23 protein-coding genes are annotated in these 22,515 nt (G+C 71.7%); 5 read left to right on the plus strand and 18 right to left on the minus strand.

Features of this window, described 5'->3' with window-relative positions:
* The first annotated feature begins 35 nt into the window (after positions 1-35).
* From ACFFF6_RS02180 to ACFFF6_RS02195, 4 genes are read left to right on the plus strand one after another with little or no spacing between them, the layout of a single operon-like run.
* A complete protein-coding gene (locus ACFFF6_RS02180; protein WP_376977798.1) occupies positions 36-920 on the plus strand; it encodes a carbohydrate ABC transporter permease in 885 nt (294 codons plus the stop codon).
* Positions 917-1,801: a carbohydrate ABC transporter permease gene (locus tag ACFFF6_RS02185; protein ID WP_376977800.1), complete on the plus strand. Its 885-nt coding sequence runs from the start codon at positions 917-919 to the stop codon at positions 1,799-1,801. Before ACFFF6_RS02180 ends, ACFFF6_RS02185 begins: the two co-directional genes overlap by 4 nt.
* A 17-nt stretch (positions 1,802-1,818) precedes the next feature.
* On the plus strand, positions 1,819-2,895 hold the full coding sequence (locus ACFFF6_RS02190) for a Gfo/Idh/MocA family protein (RefSeq protein WP_376977802.1): 1,077 nt from the start codon (positions 1,819-1,821) through the stop codon (positions 2,893-2,895).
* Positions 2,896-2,939: 44 nt separating this feature from the next.
* Positions 2,940-4,100, plus strand: a complete 1,161-nt coding sequence (locus tag ACFFF6_RS02195) for an NAD(P)/FAD-dependent oxidoreductase (protein ID WP_376977804.1) — start codon at positions 2,940-2,942, stop codon at positions 4,098-4,100.
* Between the two features lie 106 nt (positions 4,101-4,206).
* On the opposite strand, the gene ACFFF6_RS02200 is transcribed toward ACFFF6_RS02195, so the two are convergent.
* The 4 genes from ACFFF6_RS02200 to ACFFF6_RS02215 all read right to left on the minus strand — a co-directional run bounded on the left by ACFFF6_RS02200 (position 4,207) and on the right by ACFFF6_RS02215 (position 9,176).
* Positions 4,207-4,686 (minus strand): NUDIX hydrolase, encoded by a 480-nt coding sequence (locus tag ACFFF6_RS02200; protein ID WP_376977806.1) that lies wholly within the window; start codon positions 4,684-4,686, stop codon positions 4,207-4,209.
* 219 nt (positions 4,687-4,905) lie between these two features.
* Positions 4,906-6,441, minus strand: coding sequence for a glycerol kinase GlpK (gene glpK, locus ACFFF6_RS02205; protein ID WP_376977808.1), 1,536 nt, complete (start codon positions 6,439-6,441; stop codon positions 4,906-4,908).
* 56 nt (positions 6,442-6,497) lie between these two features.
* Positions 6,498-7,250 (minus strand): MIP/aquaporin family protein, encoded by a 753-nt coding sequence (locus ACFFF6_RS02210; protein WP_376977809.1) that lies wholly within the window; start codon positions 7,248-7,250, stop codon positions 6,498-6,500.
* Between the two features lie 177 nt (positions 7,251-7,427).
* Complete coding sequence (locus tag ACFFF6_RS02215) at positions 7,428-9,176, minus strand: glycerol-3-phosphate dehydrogenase/oxidase (protein WP_376977811.1); 1,749 nt, start codon at positions 9,174-9,176, stop codon at positions 7,428-7,430.
* 136 nt (positions 9,177-9,312) lie between these two features.
* Here ACFFF6_RS02215 and ACFFF6_RS02220 point away from each other — a divergent pair, with 136 nt between their 5' ends.
* A complete protein-coding gene (locus ACFFF6_RS02220) occupies positions 9,313-10,272 on the plus strand; it encodes a sugar-binding transcriptional regulator (RefSeq protein WP_376977813.1) in 960 nt (319 codons plus the stop codon).
* A 197-nt stretch (positions 10,273-10,469) separates the two neighbouring features.
* Here the strand turns inward: ACFFF6_RS02220 and ACFFF6_RS02225 are convergent, their stop codons facing one another.
* From ACFFF6_RS02225 to ACFFF6_RS02290, 14 genes are all read right to left on the minus strand, one after another.
* Positions 10,470-11,561, minus strand: a complete 1,092-nt coding sequence (locus ACFFF6_RS02225) for a putative endonuclease domain-containing protein (protein ID WP_376977815.1) — start codon at positions 11,559-11,561, stop codon at positions 10,470-10,472.
* 291 nt (positions 11,562-11,852) lie between these two features.
* Positions 11,853-12,722 carry a formate dehydrogenase accessory sulfurtransferase FdhD gene (gene fdhD, locus ACFFF6_RS02230; RefSeq protein WP_376977816.1) on the minus strand — a complete coding sequence of 290 codons (870 nt, stop codon included), beginning with the start codon at positions 12,720-12,722 and terminating at the stop codon, positions 11,853-11,855.
* 41 nt (positions 12,723-12,763) lie between these two features.
* The gene (locus ACFFF6_RS02235; protein WP_376977818.1) at positions 12,764-13,240 is read right to left on the minus strand and encodes an ArsR/SmtB family transcription factor; all 477 of its coding nucleotides are present in this window, start codon (positions 13,238-13,240) and stop codon (positions 12,764-12,766) included.
* The gene (locus ACFFF6_RS02240) at positions 13,237-13,707 is read right to left on the minus strand and encodes an SRPBCC domain-containing protein (RefSeq protein WP_376977820.1); all 471 of its coding nucleotides are present in this window, start codon (positions 13,705-13,707) and stop codon (positions 13,237-13,239) included. Before ACFFF6_RS02240 ends, ACFFF6_RS02235 begins: the two co-directional genes overlap by 4 nt.
* Before the next feature lie 122 nt (positions 13,708-13,829).
* Positions 13,830-14,702 carry an NAD(P)H-binding protein gene (locus ACFFF6_RS02245; RefSeq protein WP_376977822.1) on the minus strand — a complete coding sequence of 291 codons (873 nt, stop codon included), beginning with the start codon at positions 14,700-14,702 and terminating at the stop codon, positions 13,830-13,832.
* Positions 14,699-15,661: an ABC transporter substrate-binding protein gene (locus tag ACFFF6_RS02250; protein WP_376977824.1), complete on the minus strand. Its 963-nt coding sequence runs from the start codon at positions 15,659-15,661 to the stop codon at positions 14,699-14,701. Before ACFFF6_RS02250 ends, ACFFF6_RS02245 begins: the two co-directional genes overlap by 4 nt.
* 85 nt (positions 15,662-15,746) lie before the next feature.
* Entirely contained in the window at positions 15,747-16,412 is a 666-nt protein-coding gene (locus ACFFF6_RS02255) for an ABC transporter permease (RefSeq protein WP_376977825.1), read from the minus strand.
* Entirely contained in the window at positions 16,409-17,092 is a 684-nt protein-coding gene (locus ACFFF6_RS02260; RefSeq protein WP_376977827.1) for an ABC transporter permease, read from the minus strand. The genes ACFFF6_RS02255 and ACFFF6_RS02260 overlap by 4 nt, the downstream gene beginning before the upstream one ends.
* A complete protein-coding gene (locus ACFFF6_RS02265) occupies positions 17,089-17,931 on the minus strand; it encodes an ABC transporter ATP-binding protein (RefSeq protein ID WP_376977829.1) in 843 nt (280 codons plus the stop codon). The genes ACFFF6_RS02260 and ACFFF6_RS02265 overlap by 4 nt, the downstream gene beginning before the upstream one ends.
* 161 nt (positions 17,932-18,092) lie before the next feature.
* Positions 18,093-18,911: an amino acid ABC transporter permease gene (locus ACFFF6_RS02270; protein ID WP_376977831.1), complete on the minus strand. Its 819-nt coding sequence runs from the start codon at positions 18,909-18,911 to the stop codon at positions 18,093-18,095.
* On the minus strand, positions 18,908-19,597 hold the full coding sequence (locus ACFFF6_RS02275) for an amino acid ABC transporter permease (protein ID WP_376977833.1): 690 nt from the start codon (positions 19,595-19,597) through the stop codon (positions 18,908-18,910). Before ACFFF6_RS02275 ends, ACFFF6_RS02270 begins: the two co-directional genes overlap by 4 nt.
* A gap of 13 nt (positions 19,598-19,610) precedes the next feature.
* Positions 19,611-20,594: a glutamate ABC transporter substrate-binding protein gene (locus ACFFF6_RS02280; protein ID WP_376977835.1), complete on the minus strand. Its 984-nt coding sequence runs from the start codon at positions 20,592-20,594 to the stop codon at positions 19,611-19,613.
* Positions 20,595-20,712: 118 nt separating this feature from the next.
* Entirely contained in the window at positions 20,713-21,522 is an 810-nt protein-coding gene (locus ACFFF6_RS02285) for an amino acid ABC transporter ATP-binding protein (RefSeq protein ID WP_376977837.1), read from the minus strand.
* 79 nt (positions 21,523-21,601) lie between these two features.
* On the minus strand, positions 21,602-22,405 hold the full coding sequence (locus ACFFF6_RS02290) for a hydroxymethylpyrimidine/phosphomethylpyrimidine kinase (RefSeq protein ID WP_376977839.1): 804 nt from the start codon (positions 22,403-22,405) through the stop codon (positions 21,602-21,604).
* Between the last annotated feature and the right edge of the window lie 110 nt (positions 22,406-22,515).

A 22,515-nucleotide genomic window follows, 5' to 3' on the forward strand; every position in this document is an offset into this window, starting at 1 on the left:
CCGTCCGACGGCCCCGCCCGAAGCAGGTGCATGCGATGACCCTCCGCTCCCGCCGCGGCGCCCTGCTGTGGGTCGCCCCCGCCCTGCTGCTCGTGCTCGTGCTGCTCTACGTGCCGCTGCTGCAGAACATCCGGCTGAGCTTCTACACCTGGAGCATCTTCGACCAGCAGATGAACTTCGTGGGCCTGGAGAACTTCCGCAAGGCCTTCTCCGACCCGTTCCTGGGCGTGGCCCTGCGCAACAACATCGCCTACGCCGCCATCTCGGTGATCGTGCAGGTGGGCTTCGGACTGGTGCTCGCCTCCCTGCTGGACCGCTTCGCGAAGGGCCGGCTCCAGGCGTTCCTGCGCAGCGTCTACTTCCTGCCGGCCACGATCTCGATGACCGTCACGGGCGTGCTGTTCACCTTCGTCTACGATCCGCAGGTCGGATTCCTCAACGCGGCCCTCGAGGCCGTGGGCCTGGGATCGCTGTCCCGGGCGTGGCTGGCCGAGCCCGGCACCGCCATGGGCGCCATCATCGCCATGAGCCAGTGGCAGTGGACGGGATACGTCACCGCGCTGCTGCTGGTGGCCATCCAGCGCATCCCCGGCGAGCTCTACGAGGCGGCCTCCCTGGACGGCGCCGGACCCGTGCGCCAGTTCCTCTCGGTGACCGTCCCGCTGACCCGTGAGATGGTCGCGATCCTCACGCTCGTCACCGTCTCCAACGCCCTGCTGCTGTTCAACGAGGTCATCGTCATGACGAACGGCGGTCCCAACAACTCCACCCAGGTGCTGGGCACGATCATCTACCAGAACGCTTTCGTCAACGACCGCATGGGCTATGCCGCGACCATGTCGACGCTCGTGCTGCTGCTGACGATGGCGCTGGGGGTCGGCCAGCTGCTGTGGACCCGTCGAAGGAGGGTCACCCTGTGACCGCCACCTCCCCCGCCCGAGCGTCCGCCCCGCCGCGCCCCGCGCGGCGCACGGGCCCGTCCCCTGCGGCGCGAGCCGCGCGCGTGCTGGTGTGGCTGCTGCTGGCCGCCATGGCCGTCGGCGTCCTGTACCCGCTGCTGTGGATGGTGATGTCGGCCTTCAAATCGAGCACCGAGATCTTCTCGAGCCCCTGGGCCCTGCCGACCTCGCTGGATCCCGCGGCCTTCGGCGTCGCGTGGGAGCGCGGAGTGCTCGGCTACTTCGTGAACTCGGTGCTCATCACCCTCGCCTCCCTGGTGCTGGTGCTGGCCCTGGGCACCGCCGCGGCCTTCGCGCTGACGAAGCTGCGGCTGCCCTTCTCCGGGGCGATCAGCCTCCTCATGCTCGGCGGCCTCATGGTCTCGCCCACCATGATCCTGGTGCCGCTGTTCCAGCTCATGATCGCCCTGCACCTGCACGACACCCTCGTCGGGCTGGTGATCGTCTACGTCGCCTATCGGCTCCCGTTCACGATCTTCCTCATCCGCGCATACATGCTCACCCTCCCCGACGAGGTGCTCGAGGCCGCCGTGATCGACGGCGCCTCCCTCACCCAGACCTTCTGGCGCATCGTGCTCCCGCTGTGCAAGCCGGTGCTGGTCAGCGCAGGGCTCGTCTATGTGCTCTTCGCCTGGAACGAGTTCCCCTTCGCCCTCGTGCTCGTCAACGACCCCGGGCTGAAGACGCTCCCCGTCGGACTGCTCGACTTCAAGAACGCCCTGCAGACGGACTGGTCGGTCCTGTTCGCCGGGCTGACCCTCGCCGCCGTGCCCATGATCGCCCTGTTCGTCGCGGCCCAGCGCGCCTTCGTCCGCGGTCTCGCCGACGGGATGGGCAAATGACCTCCAGGAGGACCTCCATGACCACCGCTTCCCCCGCCAGGGCCGCAGAGCCCGCAGGCGATGCGCCGATCCGCACCGCGATCCTCGGCTACGGCGTCGCGGGCCGCTTCTTCCACGGAGCTTTCCTGCAGGCGGACCCGGACTACGACGTGGCGATCATCGCGACCGGCGATCCGGGACGTGCCGAGCAGGCCCGGGCCGAGCATCCGGGCGTGCGCATCATCGCGGACCCGGCGGGCGTCGCGGACCATGCCGAGGACCTCGACCTCGTCATCGTCTGCACGCCGCCCGGCACCCATGCCGAGCTCGCCCGCACGGCCCTGCAGGCCGGGCTCGACGTCGTCGTCGACAAGCCCTTCACCCCCACCAGCGCCGAGGGCGAGGCCCTGATCGCCGAGGCCGCACGGCGGGGCCGATGCCTGTCCGTCTACCAGAACCGCCGGTACGACGCCGACTTCCTCACTCTGCAGGGGCTGCTGACCGAGGGCGCGCTGGGCACCGTCCACACCCTCGAGTCCCGCTTCGAGTGGTGGAAGCCGGACGGCGCCCGCGGCTGGAAGGGCCGCGCGGGCGCCGATGCGGGCGGCGGGATCCTCTTCGACCTCGGCACCCATCTGATCGACCAGGCCGTGCAGCTCCTCGGCCCGGTCACGGAGGTGCTGGCCGATGTCCGCTCGGTGCGGGGAGGCCCCGACGACACCGCCCACCTCGTGCTGACGCACGGCTCCGGTGCGACCTCCCGGCTGAGCATGTCGAGCCTCTCGGCCCTCGAGGGCGCCCGCTTCCACGTCAGCGGGGACCGGGCCGCATGGCGCAGCGCCGGCAAGGACCCGCAGGAGGAGATGCTGCGCACGGGCCGCCGCCCGGGCACGGCCGGGTTCGGGCAGGAGACCGAGGCGGAGCGCGGCGAGCTCAGCTCCGGCACCGGGACCATCCGCACCCCTGCCGGAACCGGCGACTACGGTCGCTACTACCGCGAGCTCGCCCACGCCCTGCGCTCCGGCGGCCCACCTCCCGTGGATCCGGCCGACGCCGTCGCCGTGCTGCGCGTCATCGAGGCGGCGCACGCCTCCCGCCGCACGAGCATCCCCTGACCCGCCCCGACGACCGATCCTCTGCCCGACACCGGAAGGACACCATGACCACGACGACCACCCCCCAGAACTCCTCGACCTCCCCGGCGTCCCCGCCCGCGAGCGCGATCGTGCTCGGCGGCGGAGCGATCGGCACCTCGATCGCGACCCACCTGGCGCGGGCCGGCCTCGCCACGACCCTCGCCACCGCGGGCGAGCTGTGCGACGGCGCCTCCGGGCGCTCCCTGTCCTGGCTGAACTCCGCGGGCGATCGCAGCCCCGAGTACCACGCGCTGCGGGTGCTGGGGGTCGACCGCTACCGCACCCTGTTCGCCGCCGACCCCTCCCGCGACTGGCTGCGCTTCCCCGGCGGCGTGTGGTGGACCGACGGTGCGGATGCGGACCGGGAGACCCGTGCCCGCCACGATCTCGAGGTCGATCGCGGCTACGAATCCCGTCTGCTGGGCCGCGAGGAGCTTCGTGCCGCGTTCCCGGGGCTGGACCCCGACGCGGCGGGCGATCCCGCGATCCTCAACCCGGGAGAGGGCTGGGTCTCGCTCCCCCATCTCGTGGAGCACCTGGCGGCGGAGCTGCGCGAACGCGGCGGCACGATCCGCACCGGCCTCGGCACCTGCGAGGTCCTGGTCGAGGGCGGCCGGGCCGTCGGCGTGCGCGATGCCACGGGCACCGAGCTGCGGGCCGATGCCGTCGTGGTGGCCTGCGGCGCGAGCACATCGGCCGTGATGGCACGCGCCGGGATCGGGATCCCCGACGGGTCGCCGCTGTCGATGCTGGTGACGACGGAGCCCGCAGGCGTCGATGCCCCCGTGCTGAACACCCCGCGCGCCGCGGTGCGCCCGAACCCCGGCGGCTCCTTCTGCGTGGACCACGACTGGTACGTCGACCGGATCCGCGAGCACGAGGACGGCCGCTGCACCGTCGACGAGTCGGTCGTCGAGGAGCTCCTGACGGAGGCCTCGCGGCTGCTGGCTCCGGGGACGCAGCTGCGCGCCGCCGGCTGGGCGGCCGGTCGCAAGCCGATCCCGGCCGATGGCGAGCCCGTCCTCGGCGCGGTCGGAGCCCTGCCCGGCTGCTTCGTCGCGTTCACGCACTCCGGGGCGACCCTCGCGCTCGTCGCCGGGGAGACGATCGCCCATGAGGTCACCACCGGCGGCCGCCACCCCCTGCTGGCGGCGTTCACCCCGGACCGGTTCGCCTCCGCGTGATGTTCGAGGGCCGGCCCGGGGAGGGAACGGCTCGGCCGTCCGGGCGGCGTCGTCGCGCCTCTCCGGCCGGGCCGCCCGCGCCATCCGGTCCGGCGAGCTCGGTCGGCTATCGCATCGGCCCCCACACGGTGTCGAGGCCGAGCACGCCCTCCCGCACCGAGCGCAGCACGAGCTCCTCATGCGGGACCACCGGTGCGGGCAGCTGCGCGAGCGGGAACCAGGCCAGGCCCGAGCACTTCTGCGGCTCCAGGATCCGGGGCGTGCCCTCCCAGCGGTCGGCGGCCCAGAACCAGTCGACCCGCTGCTCCACCGGATCGTCCGTGCCGTCGGTGCGCTGCATGACGGTGAGCAGCTGCAGATCCGCGGGATCGACCTGCACGCCCAGCTCCTCGCGCGCCTCCCGGACCGCGGCGGCGCGTGAGGTCTCGCCGCGCTCGATGTGCCCGGCCGCGCCCGCGGACCAGTGGCCGTCGCGGTAGCCGGTGTTCGCCCGCTGCTGCAGGAGCACCTCCGTCCTCCCCTCCGTCCCCTCCCGGCGCAGGAGGACGTAGGCGGCGGGGACGAGGGCGAAGGAGTGCGCGGTCATCCCGGAACCGTAGCGCGCCGACAGTGCGGGGAACGTGCGGCTTTCCGGTGCCGAATGCATCATCTTCACCGCACACGCGCGGCGCCGCCGACAGCAGTGCGACGTGTGTGCCGGTATCCAGAGCGGATACCGGCGCACACGTCGCACTCACGTCCCGGCAGCGCACGAACCTCCGGGGCGCCTCGTTCCTCGGCGCACCTCCGGTCCGAGCGCGCCCGATCAGGCGGTGGCCGCCTCGGTGTCGTCGTCGACCCAGTCGAAGGTGCGCTCGACGGCCTTCTTCCACAGGCGCAGGGACCGCGCGCGGGTCTCCTCGTCCATGTTCGGCTCCCAGCGCTTGCCCTCGGCCCAGTTGTCGATGACGTCCTGCTCGCCGGACCAGTAGCCCACCGCGATCCCCGCGGCGTAGGCGGCGCCGAGCGCCGTGGTCTCGATGACCTGGGGCCGCACGACCGGGACGCCCAGGATGTCCGCCTGGAACTGCATGAGCGTCTCGTTCATGACCATGCCGCCGTCGACCTTCAGCTCGGTGAGGTCCACGCCGGAGTCCGCGTTCATCGCCTCGAGCAGCTCGGCGGACTGGAAGGCGGTGGCCTCGAGCGTCGCCCGGGCGATGTGGTTCTTGGTGATGTAGCGGGTCAGGCCCACGATCGCGCCGCGCGCATCGGCCTTCCAGTAGGGCGCGAACAGGCCCGAGAACGCCGGCACCACGTAGCAGCCGCCGTTGTCCTCGACCTGCTTCGCCAGGTCCTCGATCTCCGGGGCGTCCTTGATGAGGCCCAGGTTGTCGCGCACCCACTGCACCAGCGAGCCGGTCACGGCCACCGAGCCCTCCAGCGCGTAGATCGGCTTGTTGTCGCCGATCTTGTAGGCGACCGTGGTCAGCAGACCGTTCTCGCTGCGCACCAGCTCCTCGCCGGTGTTGATGAGCATGAAGTTGCCGGTGCCGTAGGTGTTCTTCGCCTGGCCGATCTCGAAGCATGCCTGCCCGAAGGTGGCCGCCTGCTGATCGCCCAGGATGCCCGCGATCGGGGTGTCCACGAGGACGCCCTGCTTGCGGCCGTAGCCGTAGATCTCGGAGGAGGACCTGATCTCCGGGAGCATCGACAGCGGGATCCCCATGTCCGCGGCGATGTCCGCGTTCCAGTCGAGGGTGTCGATGTTCATGAGCATGGTCCGGGAGGCGTTGGTGACGTCGGTGACGTGGACGCCGCCGTTCACGCCGCCGGTCAGGTTCCACACGAGCCATGCGTCAGTGTTGCCGAACAGCAGGTCCCCGGCCTCGGCCCTCTCCCGGGCGCCCTCGACGTTCTGCAGGATCCAGGCCACCTTGGGGCCGGAGAAGTAGGTGGCCAGCGGCAGCCCCACCCGCTCCTTGTACTTGTCCGCGCCCTCGTCGCCGCCCAGCTCATCCGCGATCTTCTGCGTGCGGGTGTCCTGCCAGACGATCGCGTTGTAGACGGGCTCGCCGGTGTTCCTGTCCCACACGACGGCGGTCTCGCGCTGGTTGGTGATGCCGACGGCCGCGAGCTGGTGGCGGTTGATCTCCGCGGCGGTGAGGGCCTCGCCGATCACGCGGCGGGTGTTCTCCCAGATCTCCATCGGATCATGCTCGACCCAGCCGGACTTCGGGAAGATCTGCTCGTGCTCCCGTTGCCCGGAGGCGACGATCTGGCCGCCGTGGTCGAAGACGATCGCGCGGGTGGAGGTGGTTCCCTGGTCGATGGCGAGGATGTACTTCGTCTCGTCGTTCATCGGTGCTCCTTCGTTGGATGGTTCGATGTGCAGGTCAGGCGGTTCGGGTCAGCGTCTCAGAAGAAGGCCATCGAGGCCACGCCGGCGAGGACGCCGCCGACGATCGGGCCCGCGATCGGCACCCACGAGTATCCCCAGTCCGAGCTTCCCTTGTGCTGGATCGGCAGGATCGCGTGCGCGATGCGCGGGCCCAGGTCACGTGCCGGGTTGATGGCGTACCCCGTCGGGCCGCCGAGGCTCGCGCCGATCGCGAGGACGAGCAGCGCGACGGCGAGGGGGCCCAGTCCGCTGGGGGTGGCCCCGAACTGGATGATCACGAAGACGAGGACGAAGGTGGCGATGGCCTCGGTGACGAAGTTCCAGCCGTAGGAGCGGATCTCCGGCCCCGTGGAGAACGTCCCGAGGATCGTGCCCGGGTCCTCCTCCGCGTCGTAGTGCTTCTTGTAGGCCAGCCAGCAGACGATCGCGCCGAGGAAGGCGCCGATGAGCTCGGCGATCAGGTAGACGACCACGTTGCCGGCCGTGGTCGGGATCGCGGCGAGACCCAGGGCCTCGTTGCCGCCGAACAGGTCTCCGCCGCTGGCCGCGAGGCCGAGTGTCACAGCGGGGTTGAGGTGGGCGCCGGTCTGGTAGGCGACGTAGACACCGGTGAAGACGGCGAGGCCCCAGCCGAAGTTGATCAGGAGCCAGCCCCCGTCCTTGCCCTTGGTGCCCTTCAGGATCGCGTTCGCGACGACGCCGCCTCCCAGCAGCGTCAGCATCGCGGTTCCGGCGATCTCCGACAGGAGGATCGTGCCGATGGTTCCCATGTGTTCTCCTCATCGAGTGGTCTCCGCGGTCGGCGGAGGGGGAACGGTGGTTCTCGGACGTGCACGGAAGGTCGGACCTTCCGGAGGAATCGGACTCCGCAGGGTGCGGAAGCCCTCCAGGACGTGCAGGGTCGTGCCGAGCGGGGTCCCCGGGCCGCGCCCGGGGACCACGGGCGGTCAGCCTCGGAGGGGGACCTCCGGGGCGGCGGCGACGGCCGCGGCGGCAGCCGCGTCGTCGGCGGTCTGCTCGCCCGCGAGGCGGGCGGCGATGAAGTCCCGGTAGGTGCGCACCTCTCGCTCCTGGGCGGCGGAGTCCCAGCCGAGCTCCGCGGCGATCAGCGCAGCGACCTCCGCGGCGGCATCCGCGCCGCGGTCGCGGGTCTCGTAGTCGGTGCGGGTCCGGCGCTGGAGCACATCGGCCAGATGGCGGGCGCCCTCGGCCCGCACCGCGTAGAGGACCTCGGCCCGCAGATAGCGGGGGGCGTGCTCGAGAGGCGTCCCGAGCTCGGCGTCCTCGTCGATCAGGGCGAGCACCTCGGTCAGCAGCGCTCCATAGCGGAACAGGAGCCGGTCCATGCGGATCTCGTCGAAGCCGTAGCGGGCCGCGAGCGCCGCCTTGTCGCGGACCAGCGCCGCATAGCCCTGCGCTCCGATCACGGGGACGGTGCGGGTCAGGCTCGGCCGGTTCGGCTCGATATCCCGGATCGCGAAGTCGACGACGTCCTCCGCCATCACGCGGTAGGTCGTGAACTTGCCGCCCGCGATCGCGGACAGGCCCGGCTCGACCTCCATCACCGTGTGTTCGCGGGAGACCTTGCTGGACTTCTCGCCCTTCTTCTTCACCGGCTGAAGCAGCGGGCGCAGGCCCGTGTAGACGCCGATCACGTCCTCGCGGCCGAGGTCCTGGGCGAGGATCGCGTTCGCCTGCTCCAGCACGTAGTCGATGTCGCTGCTGGTCGCGGCAGGGTGGGCGACGTCCTGGTCCCACGGGGTGTCGGTCGTGCCGATCACCCAGTACTCGTCCCACGGGATGATGAACAGGACCGACTTCTCGGTCTGGGTGATGATGCCGGTGTCGGGGACGGCGGGGATCCGGTCGCGGGCGACCGTCACGTGGATGCCCTTGGAGGCGAGGACCTCCAGGCCGGCATCGGCCCCGGCGAGCTCCTGCTGCTCCTGCGTCCACACGCCGCCGGCGAGGATCGTCTCGCGAGCATGGACCTCGAACTCCTCGCCGGTCTCCTCGTCGCGGACCCGGGCGCCGACCACGCGCGGCCCCTCGTGGAGGTAGCCGACGACGCTCGTGTAGTTGGCGACGGCGGCGTCGTGCTGCGCGGCCGAGCGCACCAGCATCATCACGAAGCGGGCATCGTCCATCTGCGCGTCGTAGTACTCCAGGGCGCCGACGGCCTTGTCCCCGTCCAGCGCGGGGAACACCTCGAGCATCTTCGCGTGCAGCAGATGACGGTGGAAGGGGACGGCGCGCTTGCGGCCCACGGACTGCATCGCGTCGTACAGCATGACTCCGGAGCCGATGAAGCCGCGGTCGATGACCTTCTTGAAGAACGGGAAGACGAACTTGATGGGCTTGACCAGGTGCGGCGCGGTGCGCTCGATGAGCAGGTCGCGCTCCCGCAGCGCCTCCGCGACGAGCTTGAAGTCGAGCATCTGCAGGTAGCGCAGGCCGCCGTGCATGAGCTTGGAGGAACGGGAGGAGGTGCCGGAGGCCCAGTCGCGGGCTTCGACGAGGCCGACGGACAGACCGCGCGTCGCCGCATCGAAGGCGGCTCCCGCCCCGTTGACGCCGCCGCCCACGACGAGCACGTCCAGGGGCTCCTCCGCCGTGGCCGCGCGCAGACGTGCCAGATGCTCCGTGCGGGACGCGGGGGTCAGGGCGGATCGCTGCTGTGCAGGCTGTGCAGACACGGATGAGCTCCTTCGCTGGGTGTGCGGCGGCGCCGGTGGCCCTCCCTGCGGGACGACGCCTGCGGCGGTGCAGCCATCGTGGAACACCTGTGCATCGCGCCGCAAGGCCCGTGCACGAACGTGCAAGACTGGGAGAATGGCTCCCCCGAACCGCCTCGAGACGACGTTCCGCGCTGCACGGATGTACTACGAGGACGGCCACACGATGGAATCGATCGCGAGCACGCTCGACGTGTCCCGTTCCACGGTCTCGCGGATGCTGCGCGATGCCCGCGAGGAGGGCCTCGTCCAGATCTCCCTGCATCCGCCGGGTGCTCCGCGCCTCGAAGAGCTGCGCCGCACGATCTCCCACCGCTACCGCGTGCGTGCGCACGTCGTCGCCGTCCCCCCGGCGGCGGGAGAGCGCGAGCGACTCCAGTCCGTCGCCGCCGCCGGCGCCGCCGTGCTCGAGGACCTGCTCGAGCCGGGCATGACCGTCGGCATGGCCTGGGGGACGACGGTCTCCGCGCTCGTCGCCCAGCTGCGCCCCCGCCCGACGCCGGGCCTGCGGATCGTCCAGCTCAACGGAGCGATCGACACCGAGGGAGCGGGCCTGACCTACGTCTCCGCGATGCTGACCCGCGCCGCCGAGCTGTGGGACGCGACCGTGCACCACTTCCCTGTCCCCGCCTTCTTCGACTACGCCGACACGCGCGCCGCCATGTGGCGCGAGCGCTCGGTGCAGCGCGTGCTCGCGACCCAGCAGCAGTGCACGCTCGCGGTGTTCGGCGTGGGCGCCTTCGAGGCCGAGGTCCCCAGCCACGTGTACACCAACAACTATCTCGCCCCCGCCGACCTCGCCTCCCTGCGGGCGGACGGCGCCGTGGGCGATGTCTGCACCGTCTTCCTGCGAGCGGACGGCACGTACCGCGACATCGCGATGAACCAGCGCCGGTCCGGCCCGGACCCTTCGCAGCTGGCCGGCATCCCGCACCGGCTGCTCGTCGCCTCGGGCCGCTCGAAGTCCCTGCCGCTGCGGGCAGCCCTCCGCGCCGGGGTCGCCACCGACATCGTCGTCGACGAGGTCACCGCCGCCGGCCTCCTCGCCCTGCGCTGAGCAGCCTCGCGCCTCCCCCACCTGCCGGAGCTCCCCCCAGCTCCCCCACCTGCACGCCCCGGGGACCCCACCTGCACGATCCCGGGCCCCACCCGACCCGGCCGACCTGCCCGCCCCCCACCCGACCATCGTGGGTTCTCGTACCAGAATCGGCTGTCGAATGGTACGAGAACCCACGACCGAGGGCAGCTGTCACCTCAGAGCTGCTCCTCGGCGAGCCGCAACGACAGATCCCGTGACGGAAGGCTCGCGACGAAGGCGCGGATGCGCTCGTCGGACGGAACCTCGATGCCACGCCTTCGCAGCGCCTTCGCGACGCGCAGGAGGATCCGCAACGGCCTGAGCAGGTCGTCGCCGTTCGCCCGCACGATGTCCCACCCCAGCGCACGGAGCTCGTCGGCTCGGGTCTCGTCCTCGCGCCACCGGGCCTTCGTCCTGTGCACGTCCCCGTCGTACTCGAGCACGCGCATCGCACCCTCCCAGACCAGATCGAGGACGCGCAGCTGGCCGGTCTCCGGGTCCAGGACGGCAACGTTCACCCGGGGTTCCGGCAGGCCGGCATCGACGATCAGCATCCGCATCACCGATTCGCTCGGTGAGCGGACGTTCTCCCGCGACCGGTCCAGCGCCTCGCGGAGCCGCGCGATGCCCGGCCGCGCCCCCAGCACCGCGATGCGAGCCGCGATGTCCTCCCGCGTGACGCCGCGCACCGGCTGCCCGGCGCCGATGACCCCGTCGATCGCGGCAACCAGGTCGTACAGCGGAAGATCCGCCGCGAGCTCGCGCAGCACCTCGACCACCGAGGAGAGCCGCACCCGCCCCCGCTGGGCCGTCGGCCCCGACTCGAACCGGTGGATCACCATCCCCCGCCGACGCGTGACGGGAGTGCGCGGGTCCAGGCGCACATGGATGTTCGGAAGCTTCGCCCCGGTGCGCAGGGAAGCGCCCCTCCGGACGGATGGGACCGCGGGCATGGACGAGGCCGCATAGAGGTGCTCGTCCTCGAACCGCGGACGCAGGAGCGCGATGCCGTCCTCGAAAGCGGCCGGAAGCGCGATCCCGTGCAGCAGCGCGGCGGTCGCTCCGCAGATGACCGCATCGGGGAGGATCGCCCGCTGGAGGACCCAGCACATCGTGTTCAGCGAGGCCGGATGATCCGTGGGGGTCCAGTATCCCGTGAACACCCTCGTGTACGCGGGACCGGCGAGCGTCCGCGGGTGGACACCGAGGGCGCGCCAGACATGCCGGGCCATCAGCGCTCCGTCGTACGTCGCCAGGTCCCGTCTCATGGGCATGACCGTAGCTCCAGGCCCTCTCCCCTCCGGAGCCGATGTGGACAGGCGGGATTGGGGAGGAGCAGCGGTGCAGCGCCCGATCACCGGACCCCGGCTTCACGCCGATCGTGGGTCCGCATACCGTTTCGGGGCCGATATCGGTACGGGAACCCACGATCGCGGGTACAACGGACGCGGCGGTCGCGGGCCCACCGGGCGCGGGGGTCGCGGGCCCACCGGGCGCGGGGAACGATGCGCGGCGGGACGGAAGGGGACGGGATCGGCGGGGCGGGACACCCCCGACGGCTACTGCGCAGCGCTGAGGTCGATGCGCTCGGGGTGGGTGTACAGGTTCATCCGGCCGTCGCCGTCCTCGCCGCCGCGGACGAAGCCCGCCAGGGTCATGCCGACGGATTCGGCGGTCTCGACGGCGAGGGAGCTGGCGGCGCTGACGCACGCCAGCAGCGGGATCCCGGCGAGGTAGGCCTTCTGGACGATCTCGAAGCTCGCCCGCGAGGAGACCAGCAGCAGATGCCCGGACAGGGGCAGCAGGTCCTGCAGCAGCGCCCAGCCGATCACCTTGTCGACGGCGTTGTGGCGCCCCACGTCCTCGCGCTGGACGAGGATCTCCCCGGACGGGGTGACGAGCGCGGCGCCATGGATGCCGCCCGTGCGGCGGAAGACGGTCTGCTCGGCGTCGAAGGCCCGACCGGCGGTGAGGATCGCCTGGGGCGTGATCGTCCAGTCCCGGGCCAGGGCGTACCGGCCCTGCTGACGGACGTCGTCGATGCTCGCAGCCCCGCACACGCCGCAGGCGGAGGTCGTCACCGAGCTGCGCGGGAGGACCGGCAGCAGCTGCGGACGGCGCGTCGTGAAGTCCATGACATTGTAGGTGTTGCGGGCGTGGCCGGAGGCGTCCTCGATGACCGCGCCGTCGCAGTAGCGGGCCTCGGCGATGTCCTCACGGGTGCGGATGCGCCCCTCGGAATGCAGCAGGCCGTGGATCAGCTCGACGTCGTGGCCGGGGGTGCGCATCGTGACCGAGTGCGGCTGTCCGTTCAGGCGGATGTCCAGCGGCTCCTCGACCGCGAGGTGGTCCCCCTTGCGGCCGTGGAAGAGCCTGCCGTCCCGGATGCGCACGGTCTCGATGCGTCTGGCCTGCGTCACCCGTCCCATGCCCCGAGCGTAGCCCGGGAACGCCGGCTCGGGCCCCGCGCTCAGGCCTCCCCCGCCGCCCGGTCGCGCCGCTCGGCTTCGCGGGCGATCACGTCCAGGCGCCGATCCCAGCCCCTCGCGACGGCATCGAGCAGCTCGGCGAGGGTGCGCATGCTCTCGGGAACGGGCTGATGCACTCGGCGCCGGGCCTGCATCCGCGCCCGGACCAGGCCGGCGTCCTCGAGAACGCGCAGGTGCTTGGCGGCGGCCTGCCGGGTGATGCCGAGGTCCCGGCCGATGCTCCCCGCATCGGACGGGTCCTCGGCCGCACGCGCGAGGACGCGCCGCCGCATCGGCTCGGCGAGCGCGGCGAGGAGCGCATCGGCCTCCGGACCGATGAGCTGCGCCGACGCCCACCCCTGAGATGCGGAAGGGTCCGCGGCCCCGGCGCCGCGCGGGGTGCCGGCGGGTTCCGGGGCCGCGCCGGGCACGGTCCCGCGGGCGCCGAGCCGGCGGGCGGTCGAGGCGCGGGTGCTCACGCGGCGCGCTGCTCGGCCACGTCGCGGGCGATGCCGAGCTCGATCTCCCAGCCCTCGGTGTTCTCCTCGATGCGGCGCCGGCGGGCGAGGGAATCCTCATCGAGCGAGGCGAAGCCGCTCTCGCGCACCGTGAGGAGGGTGCCCTGGCCCTCCGCCACGAGGGTGAACTCGATGGTCGTCGTCGGGGCGCCCGCGAACTCCCCGGCATCGCCGCCGAGCCAGCGGAAGACGGCCCGGCGCGGCGGCTCGAGGACATCGGCAGCGATCACGAAGGCGCCATGGACGGGGTCGACGACGCGGAAGGTGCCGTCGCCGAGGTCGGTGATCTCATGCGGGACGTAGGCGCCCTCGTTGATGAACCATCCGGGCTCGCGGATCACGTCGAAGACGGTCTGCGGGCTGGCGGCGATGCGGACCGAACGGAGGATCTCGTCGGGTTCCGCAGCAGGGACGGGGTGGTCGGTCATGGTGCGCTCCTGGGTGGGATGGGCGGTGCATCCCGATCATGGCACCCTCGAACCCGAACTGCAACCCCCCAGTTGCACCAAGAGCGCTGAGGTGCCCACCCCTCGGGCACCCCCGCCCCGGCTCAGAGCGGAGCGGCCATCACCTCGGCGAGCGGGATCGGCGGACGCCCCAGCACCTCCTGGACATGTCCGGAGACCACGTCGAGCGCTCCCGAGGCGATCGCCGTGTAGGTGCTGATCCAGGCCTCGACCTGCCATTCCGGTGCCCCGTACGGCGCACGGGAGGCCCGCGCCTGCGCGAGCGTCTCGTCCACGAAGGCGAAGTCCTGCCCGCGCACCCGGCTCATGATCGCGGCGGCCTCCGCGAGGTCGAGGGCGTCGGGGCCGGTGAGGTCGAGGGCACGCCCCGTCCACGGCGCCGGATCCTGCAGGACGCGCGCTGCGACCGCGGCGACGTCCGCTCGGGCCACGAAGGCGCAGCGGCCCGTCCCGGCGGGGCCGCGGATCACACGGTCGGGGCCCGCGAAGTCGAGGAGGACGTCGGCGTAGAAGCTGTCCCGCAGGAAGGTCCAGCGGGGCCCTGCGGCGCGGAGCATGTCCTCGGTCGCGCCGTGGTCGCGGGCGAGGGTGAACTCGGCATCGGCCGCCGCCCCCAGGAACGACGTGTAGACGATGTGCCGCACGCCGGCGCGCGCCGCGGCGTCGATCACGCATGCGTGCTCCGCGAGGCGATCGGCCGATTCCGCGGCGGAGACGAGCAGCAGCGTCGCGACGCCCTCGAGCGCCGCAGCGCATGCGGCAGGGTCCGCGTAGCTCGCCTCCGCCACCGCGGCTCCGGGGATCCGCGGGGCTCGGGCGGCGTCCCGTGCGATGAGCCGCAGCCGCGAGGCGGGGACGTGCGCGGCGAGCAGCTCGCCGACCCGGCCGCCGATCCTGCCGCTCGCACCGGTCACGGCGATCACCCCGCGCGGGGCGGAGGCGGTCGTCCCGTTCATGCCGCGATCCCCTTCTCCGCGAGCCAGTCGCGGGCGATGTCCGCGGACTTCGCCTGCTCGTCGACGCTGCGGGTGTTCAGAGCGATGAGCTCCTCGGTGCTGAGCTGGTCCGTGACCTTCGCGATCGCGGCCGCGGCGGCGTCGTCGACCTTGGCCGAGACGATCGGCACCACGTTCTGCGGCAGGATCAGCGACGCCGGGTCCTCGAGGGTGACCAGCCCGTTCTTCGCGATCGCCGGATCCGCCGAATAGATGTCCGCGAGCTGCACGTCGCCATCGGTGAGCGCCTTGACGGTCAGGGGGCCGCCGGAGTCCTCCACGGGCACCAGGGTGATGTCCACGCCGTAGGCCTCCTTCACGCCCGCGGGCCCGTAGGGACGGGCCTCGAACTCGCTGTTGGCGGCGATCGACAGCGGGACGTCGACCTTCGCGAGATCCGCGATGGTCCTCAGCGAGTTCTGGGAGGCGAAGTCCCCGGTGGTCGTGTAGGAGTCCTGGTCGGTCGCCGCCGCGAAGGGCAGGGCGGCGAGCGCGCCCGGAAGCACCTCGGAGAGCGCCTGGGCGACCTCCTCCGGGCTCGCGGTCGCGGCGTCCTTGTCGTAGTACTGGAGCAGGTTCCCGGTGTACTCGGGCAGCACGTCGATCGCGCCGGACTCCAGCTCCGGCATGTACACCTCGCGCTGGCCGATCTGGTACTCGCGGCGCACGACGAGGCCGGCCGCCTCGAGCGCCTGGGCGAAGAGCTCGGCGATGATCTCGTTGGAGTAGTAGGCCTGGGAGCCGACGACCAGCTCGGCGGCGCCGGAGGCTCCGCCTCCGTCCGAGGCGCCGCCTCCGGGGGCATCGCTGTCGTCTGCGAGCGGGTCGCTGTTCGAGCAGGCCGCGGCGGTCGCGGCGAGGACACCGGCGCCGAGGACGGCGACGGCGCGGCGGCGGGTGGGGCACAGCGGTGCGGTCATGACGGTTCTCCTGTGGTCGGGGCGGATCGGGCGGGCAGGCCGGAGGTCGGAGGACGGAGAGCCGAGGGCGGCCCTCAGGAGCGGGTCAGCGCTCGGCGAGGCCTCGAGGGCGGGTGAGCGCCTGGACGAGCAGCAGCAGCGCGTCCAGGACGAGAGCGAGGGCGATGGTGAGCAGGGAGCCGGCGAGCATCTGCGGATAGTCCTGGGTCTTCAGCCCCAGGAAGATGAACCGGCCCAGCCCCCCGTTGCCGACGTAGGCGGCGAGCATGGCCGTCGCGATGACCTGCAGGGTGGCGCTGCGCAGGCCGGTGATCAGCAGCGGCATCCCCAGCGGCAGCTCGACGCGGGTGAGGATCTGCCACGCGGTCATGCCCTGGGCGCGGGCGGCGTCGGTCACCCGCGCGTCCACGGCCTCGCAGGCGGAGTACGCGCCCGCGAGCAGCGAGGGGATCGCCAGGAGCACGAAGGCGAGGGTCGGGGCGAGCAGGCCGATGCCCAGCAGCAGCGCGAACAGGGTCACGAGCCCCAGGGTGGGCAGGGCACGGGCGGCGCCGCTCACGGCGACGGCGAGGCCCCGCCCGCGGCCCGTGTGTCCCACGAAGAGGCCGATCGGGACGGCGATCACGGCGGCGATCACGACGCCGAGCACCGTGTAGCCGAGATGCTCGAGGAGGCGGGCGGTGATGCCGTTCGGCCCGCCGTAGCGGGCGGGGTCGGCGAGCCAGGCGAGGGCCTTCAGCAGCTGATTCATGCGCGGCCCCCGTCGTCGTCCGCGACACCGGCGACCGCCCGGCCCGGTCTGCCGGAGGCCCATGGCATGAGGGCTCGCCCGACGAGGACGAGCAGGGCGTCCAGCGCCAGGGCGAGGGCTGCGGTGAGCACGATGCCGCTGAGGATCTCCGCGGTGATCCCGCGCTGGAAGCCGTCCACGAACAGCATGCCGAGGCTCGGCACGCCGAGGACGCCGCCGACGGTCACGAGCGAGACGGTCGAGACCACGACGACCCGCAGGCCAGCCAGCAGCACGGGACCGGCGAGGGGCAGCTCGACCTGGAAGAAGCGGGCGGCGGGCCCGTAGCCCTGCGCGGTCGCGGAGCGCAGCACATCCGTGTCGACCGAGCGGTAGGCATCGATCGCGGCGGGGACCATGAGCGCGAGGCCGTACAGGGTGAGGGCGACGACGATGTTGATCTGCGACCGGATCGAGGTGCCGAGGATGATGGGCAGCACGATGAACAGCGGCAGCGAGGGGATCGCGTACAGCAGCGCGGAGGCGGTGCTGACGCCGCCGCGCAGCCAGCCCAGCGCCGTCGCGCCCTTCGCGATCGGCAGGGCGAGCAGGAAGGAGGCGAGGATCGGCGGCAGCGCCTGCGCGAGATGCGCAAGGGTGTGGGAGCCGATCAGGTCGATGTTGTCGAGGATCCAGCTCATGCGCCGCCCGCACCTGTCCCCGGATCGGAACCGGCGAGGACGCCGGCAGGACGGCCCGCGTCGTCCACGAGGATCTGCCTGCCGCCCTGCTCGACCAGACGCAGGCTGCGGCGTCCGCGCTCGGCACCGACGAACCGGGCGACGAAGTCGTCCTCGGGAGCGGCGAGGATCTCCGCGGCGGTCCCGACCTGTGCGATCGCCCCGCCGGGCCTCAGCAGCACGATGCGGTCCCCCAGCAGGAACGCCTCGTCGATGTCATGGGTGACGAAGACGATCGTCTTGCGCAGCTCGTGCTGGAGACGCTGCAGCTCTGCCTGCAGCTCGGCACGGACGATGGGGTCGACGGCACCGAAGGGCTCGTCCATGAGCAGGATGTTCGGATCGGCGGCGAGGGCCCGGGCGACGCCGACCCGCTGCTGCTGGCCCCCCGAGAGCTGCGCCGGGTAGCGCCGGGCGAGCTTCGCGTCCAGGCCCACGGTCCCCAGGAGCTCGAGCGCCCGCTCGCGGGCCGTCGCCTTCGCGGTCCCGCGCAGCAGGGGCACCGTCATGACGTTGTCGAGGACGGTGCGATGCGGCATCAGCCCGGAGGCCTGCATGACGTAGCCGATGCTGCGGCGCAGCGCGACCGGATCCAGGCCCGCGACGTCGTCTCCGTCGATGTGCACGCGGCCCGCGGTGGGCTCGACCATCCGGTTGATCATCCGCAGCAGCGTCGTCTTCCCCGACCCGGATGTCCCCACCAGCACGACCGATTCGTGGGAGGCGATCTCGAGGCTGAAGTCCTCGACCGCCACGGTCCCATCGGCGTATTCCTTGCGGACGTTCTCGAATCCGATCACGGTCCTGTCCCCTCGCTCGAGGTCGTCGGTGCGTTCGACCCTACGGCACGAGGCCGACGGACGAACGCGTCCCGGCGGTCGCCGCACCCGGAGATCGATCGCGGGTTGACAGACCGCCGTCGAGACCTGACCGGGACGCCGGCCGGTGATCGACCCCGCGCTCAGGCGCGCGCGGCCCGCTTCTGCATCCGCGCGTCCAGCAGCAGCGCCGCCCGCGTGAGCAGGAGGTTGATGACGATGTAGATCGCGGAGACCACCAGGTACGTCTGCACCAGGAAGCGGGTCAGGGAGACCATCGTCTTGCCCTGGAACTGCAGCTCGTTGTAGCTGACCACGTAGCCGAGCGTCGAGTCCTTCAGCAGGGACACGAGCGCCAGGATGAGGCTCGGCAGCACGAGGCGCACGGCCTGCGGCAGGATCACCGAGATCATCGTCTGAGATCCGCTCAGCCCGATCGCCGCGGCGGCCTCGTGCTGGCCGCGGTCCACCGCCCGGATGCCGGCGCGGAAGACCTCGGCGGTGGTCGCGGAGGACACGAGGATCATCGGCACGACGAGCATCCAGAAGCGGTCGAAGGTGACCCCGTAGGCGGGCAGCGCCAGCAGGAAGGCGTAGACCACCAGCAGCATGGGGATGCCGCGGAAGAACTCGATCCACGCCGTCGCGACCCAGCGCAGGAAGCCCACCCCGGACAGCCGCGCGAGCGCGAGGACCAGCCCGAAGGGGAAGGCGAACACGGCGGCGACCGCGGTCGCCCGCAGCGTCCCGCCGAGCCCCTCCAGGAGGAAGTCGATGTAGTCCCGTCGCAGGTAGGGCAGCCACTTCCCGGCATCGAGCTGGCCGTTCCTCGCGAACTGCCACAGCCCGGCGCCCAGCAGAGCCGCGATCGCCAGAACGCTGAGGATCGAGATCAGCAGGATGCGTCGCCGTCCCCGGGGGCCGGGGGCGTCGAAGAGGACCTGGGTCGCGGTGCTGCTCATGCCTGTGCTCCCATCGCCTGCGCGGTGGGGCTGGGCCGCGAGCGGCGCCCCGGGGCGATCGCCTTCTCGAGGGCGAGCCCGCCGTAGGCCGCGCCCAGCGACAGCACGAGGTAGACGGCTCCGGCCACGAGGAACAGCAGCACCGCCTCCGCCGTCTGGATGTTCAGCTTCTGGGTCACGTAGGTGATCTCCGCGACGGAGATCGCCGCGCACAGCGAGGAGCCCAGCAACGTCCCGATGAACACGTTGATCAGCGGGGAGATCATGGTGCGGAAGGCCTGCGGGAGCACCACGTAGCGGAGCACGCCGAAGAACCCCAGGCCGATCGACCTGGCCGCCTCGGCGTGCCCCACCGGCACGGTGTTGATGCCCGAGCGGACGTTCTCGCACACGAAGGCCGCGCTCGAGAGCGTCAGCGCGAGCACCCCGCACCAGAAGTACGGCAGCAGCAGGCCCGCATCCGGCAGCCCGAAGGCGATGAGGATCAGCAGGCTCAGCAGCGGGATGTTGCGGAAGATCTCCACGTAGACCGTCGCCGCCCCGCGCAGCGGCGGGATCGGGCTCACCCGGCACACCGCGAGCGCCGTGCCCAGGACGAGCGCGAACGCATAGGCGAGCAGGGTCAGGGCGATGGTCGTGCCGATGCCGCCCAGCAGCACCGCCCGGTTCTCGAGGATGATCTCCACGCGGATGCTCCGATCAGGCCGGCAGCTCGCCGATGGTCGGCGGGGAGGGGACCTCCCCGTCGATGACCTGGCCGATGGTCGCCTCGTACAGCTTCGCCCAGGTGCCGTCGTCGATGATCGCCTGCAGGAAGGCGTTGACGAACTCGAGGCCGTCCTTGTCCTTGTTCAGACCGATCCCGTAGGGGTCCTCGGTGAAGGGCTCGCCGACCACCGTCACGTCCGGGTCCGCCTTCGAGTTCCCCAGCAGCACGCCCTGGTCCAGCACGTAGGCGTCCACGCGCTTCTGCTTGAGAGCGGCGACGCAGGACTCGTTGTCCGCGAGGGTCTCGACGTTCCCCGGGTTCGGCACGTGCTCCTCGATCGCCTGGATCCCGGTCGAGTTCGACTGGGTGACGAGGTTCTTGCCGGAGAGGTCCTCGGGGCCCGAGATGCTCGAGGCGTCCTCGGTGCGGACCTGGATCGCGGTGCCGGAGAGGTAGTACGGGCCGGCGAACGCGATCTTCTCGAGGCGCTCGGGGGTGATCGAGTAGGTCGCGATGACGGCGTCGACGGTGTCGTTCTGGACCATCGTCTCGCGGGTCTCGACCGTGGTGTCGATGTACTCGACCTTGTCCTGTCCGCCGTCTCCGAGGATGTACCTCGCCAGCAGCTGGGTGATCCCGGCGTCGAAGCCGGTGACCTTCTCGGTGGCGGGGTCGATGATCGAGAAGACCTGGTTCGCGGTGGTGCCGCCGCGGGTGAACGTGCCCTTCTCCTTGATCGCGCTCGCCCACGCGCTGCCGGAGACGACGGACTCCTCGGCCACGGGGCCGGCGGCGATCACGGCGTCGTAGGCGGAGGTGCCGGCACCGCCTCCGTCGCTCGCGCCTCCGTCGCCGCCGAGGGAGGGCGCATCGCCCGTGTCGCTCGAGCAGGCGGCCAGGGCCGCGCCGACGGGCAGGGCGGAGGCGACGGCGAGGAGGGCCCGCCGTCCGGGGCGGTGGCTGGTGCTGGTCATCTGGGTTCTCCTGGGTTCAGATCCGGTGGACGGAGGTCCGATGGATGGGGCGGTGGATGGGAGGGAGTGCGGGCCGGTCCCCGGGCCCGCGGTCGGGAGCAGCGGAGCGTCCTGCGCCTCAGTGGGCGAGGATCTTGCCGAGGAAGTCCTTCGCGCGCTGGGAGCCCGGGTTCGTGAAGAAGGCCTCGGGCTCGGACGCCTCGACGATCTCGCCGGCGTCCATGAACACGACGCGGTCGCAGACGTGACGGGCGAAGCCCATCTCGTGGGTGACCACGAGCATCGTCATGCCCTGCTCGGCGAGCTCCGTCATGACATCGAGGACCTCCTTGATGACCTCGGGGTCCAGCGCGGAGGTCGGCTCGTCGAACAGCAGCGCCTTGGGGTGCATGGCCAGGGCCCGTGCGATCGCGACGCGCTGCTGCTGACCGCCCGAGAGCTGGGCCGGGAGGTTCATCTCCTTGCCCTGCAGCCCGACGCGGGCCAGCAGGTCCATGGCCTCCGCGCGGGCCTGCGCCTTGGGGACGCCGCGGACCTTCATCGGCCCCAGGGTCACGTTCTCGACGGCGCGCAGGTGCGGGAACAGGTTGAAGGACTGGAAGACCATGCCGACCTCGCTGCGCAGCCGCGCGAGGTCCTTGCCCTCCTCCGGCAGCAGCTCCCCGTCGATGCGGATCTCCCCGCGGGTGATGGTCTCGAGCCGGTTGATGCAGCGGCACAGGGTGGACTTCCCGGAGCCGGAGGCACCGATCAGCGCGACCACCTCGCCGCGATGGATGTCGAGGTCGATGCCCTTGAGGGCCTGGAAGTCGCCGAAGAGCTTGTCGACGCCCCGCACGGAGATGAGAGGCGCGCCGGAGCGGTCCGGGGCCGCGGTCCCCGCGGCGGGCTCGCGGCGTCCTGCGGGGGGCGTCTGCTCATCGCTCATGGACTTCACTATGGTTCCCTGCCCGGGCAGATGTCCACGCGGGCGGACATCTGCCCGGGCATCGGGACCCTTTCGTGACTCAGGGACGGTAGTTCCCCTGATAGACGGCGTCGAAGGGGGCGTGGCAGGGCTGGCGGTTCTCGATCGCGTCGGTGACCACGGCCTTCGCCGTGCGGGCGGCCTCGAGCGGGGTCGCGCCCTTGGCGAGCTCCGCGGTGACGGCGGCGGCGAGGGTGCAGCCGGCGCCGGAGACGCGCTCCTGGCCGACCTTGGGGCTGCGCAGCTCCACCACCTGCTCTCCGTCGTAGAACACGTCCACGGCCTCGTCCCCCGCGATGCCGACCCCGCCCTTGGCGAGGACGACCGCCCCGGAGGCGGCGTGGATCGCCTTCGCGGCCTCCGCGAGCTGCTCGACCGTCTCGATCGGGCGGATCCCGGAGAGGATCTCGGTCTCGGCGAGGTTCGGGGTCACGAAGGTCGCCTGCGGCAGGATCTGCGCCTTCAGGGCGGTGTCCGTGTCCAGGGCGAAGCCGCCCTCGGACTCGTCCTTGCAGATCAGCACCGGGTCCAGGACCACGTTCCGGAACTCGTGCTCCCGCAGGGCATCGGCGACCACGTCGATCGTCGCGGGGGTGCCCAGCATGCCGATCTTCACGGTGTCGATGTCATGGTTCGCGGTGGTCGCCTCGATCTGGTCGGCGATCACCTGCGGCTCGACGGGCACGAAGCGGTGGCCCCAGCTGTTCTTCGGGTCGAAGGAGACGATGCAGGTCAGCGCGACCGTGCCGAAGGTCCCCAGCTGGTGGAAGGTCTTGATGTCGGTCTGCGCGCCGGCGCCGCCGGTCGCCTCGGAGCCGGCGATGGACAGGGCGACATGCGTCATGGGGCATCTCCTCGAGAGGTGTCGGGAGCATCGGCCGATGGGTCCGATGCGCGTCCGAGCGCTCCCAGGACCGCCCTTCAGCGGGCAGGTCCGTCGCCACGGCGAGCATC

The sequence above is a fragment of the Brachybacterium hainanense genome (assembly GCF_042434575.1).
Classification (GTDB): Bacteria; Actinomycetota; Actinomycetes; order Actinomycetales; family Dermabacteraceae; genus Brachybacterium; species Brachybacterium hainanense.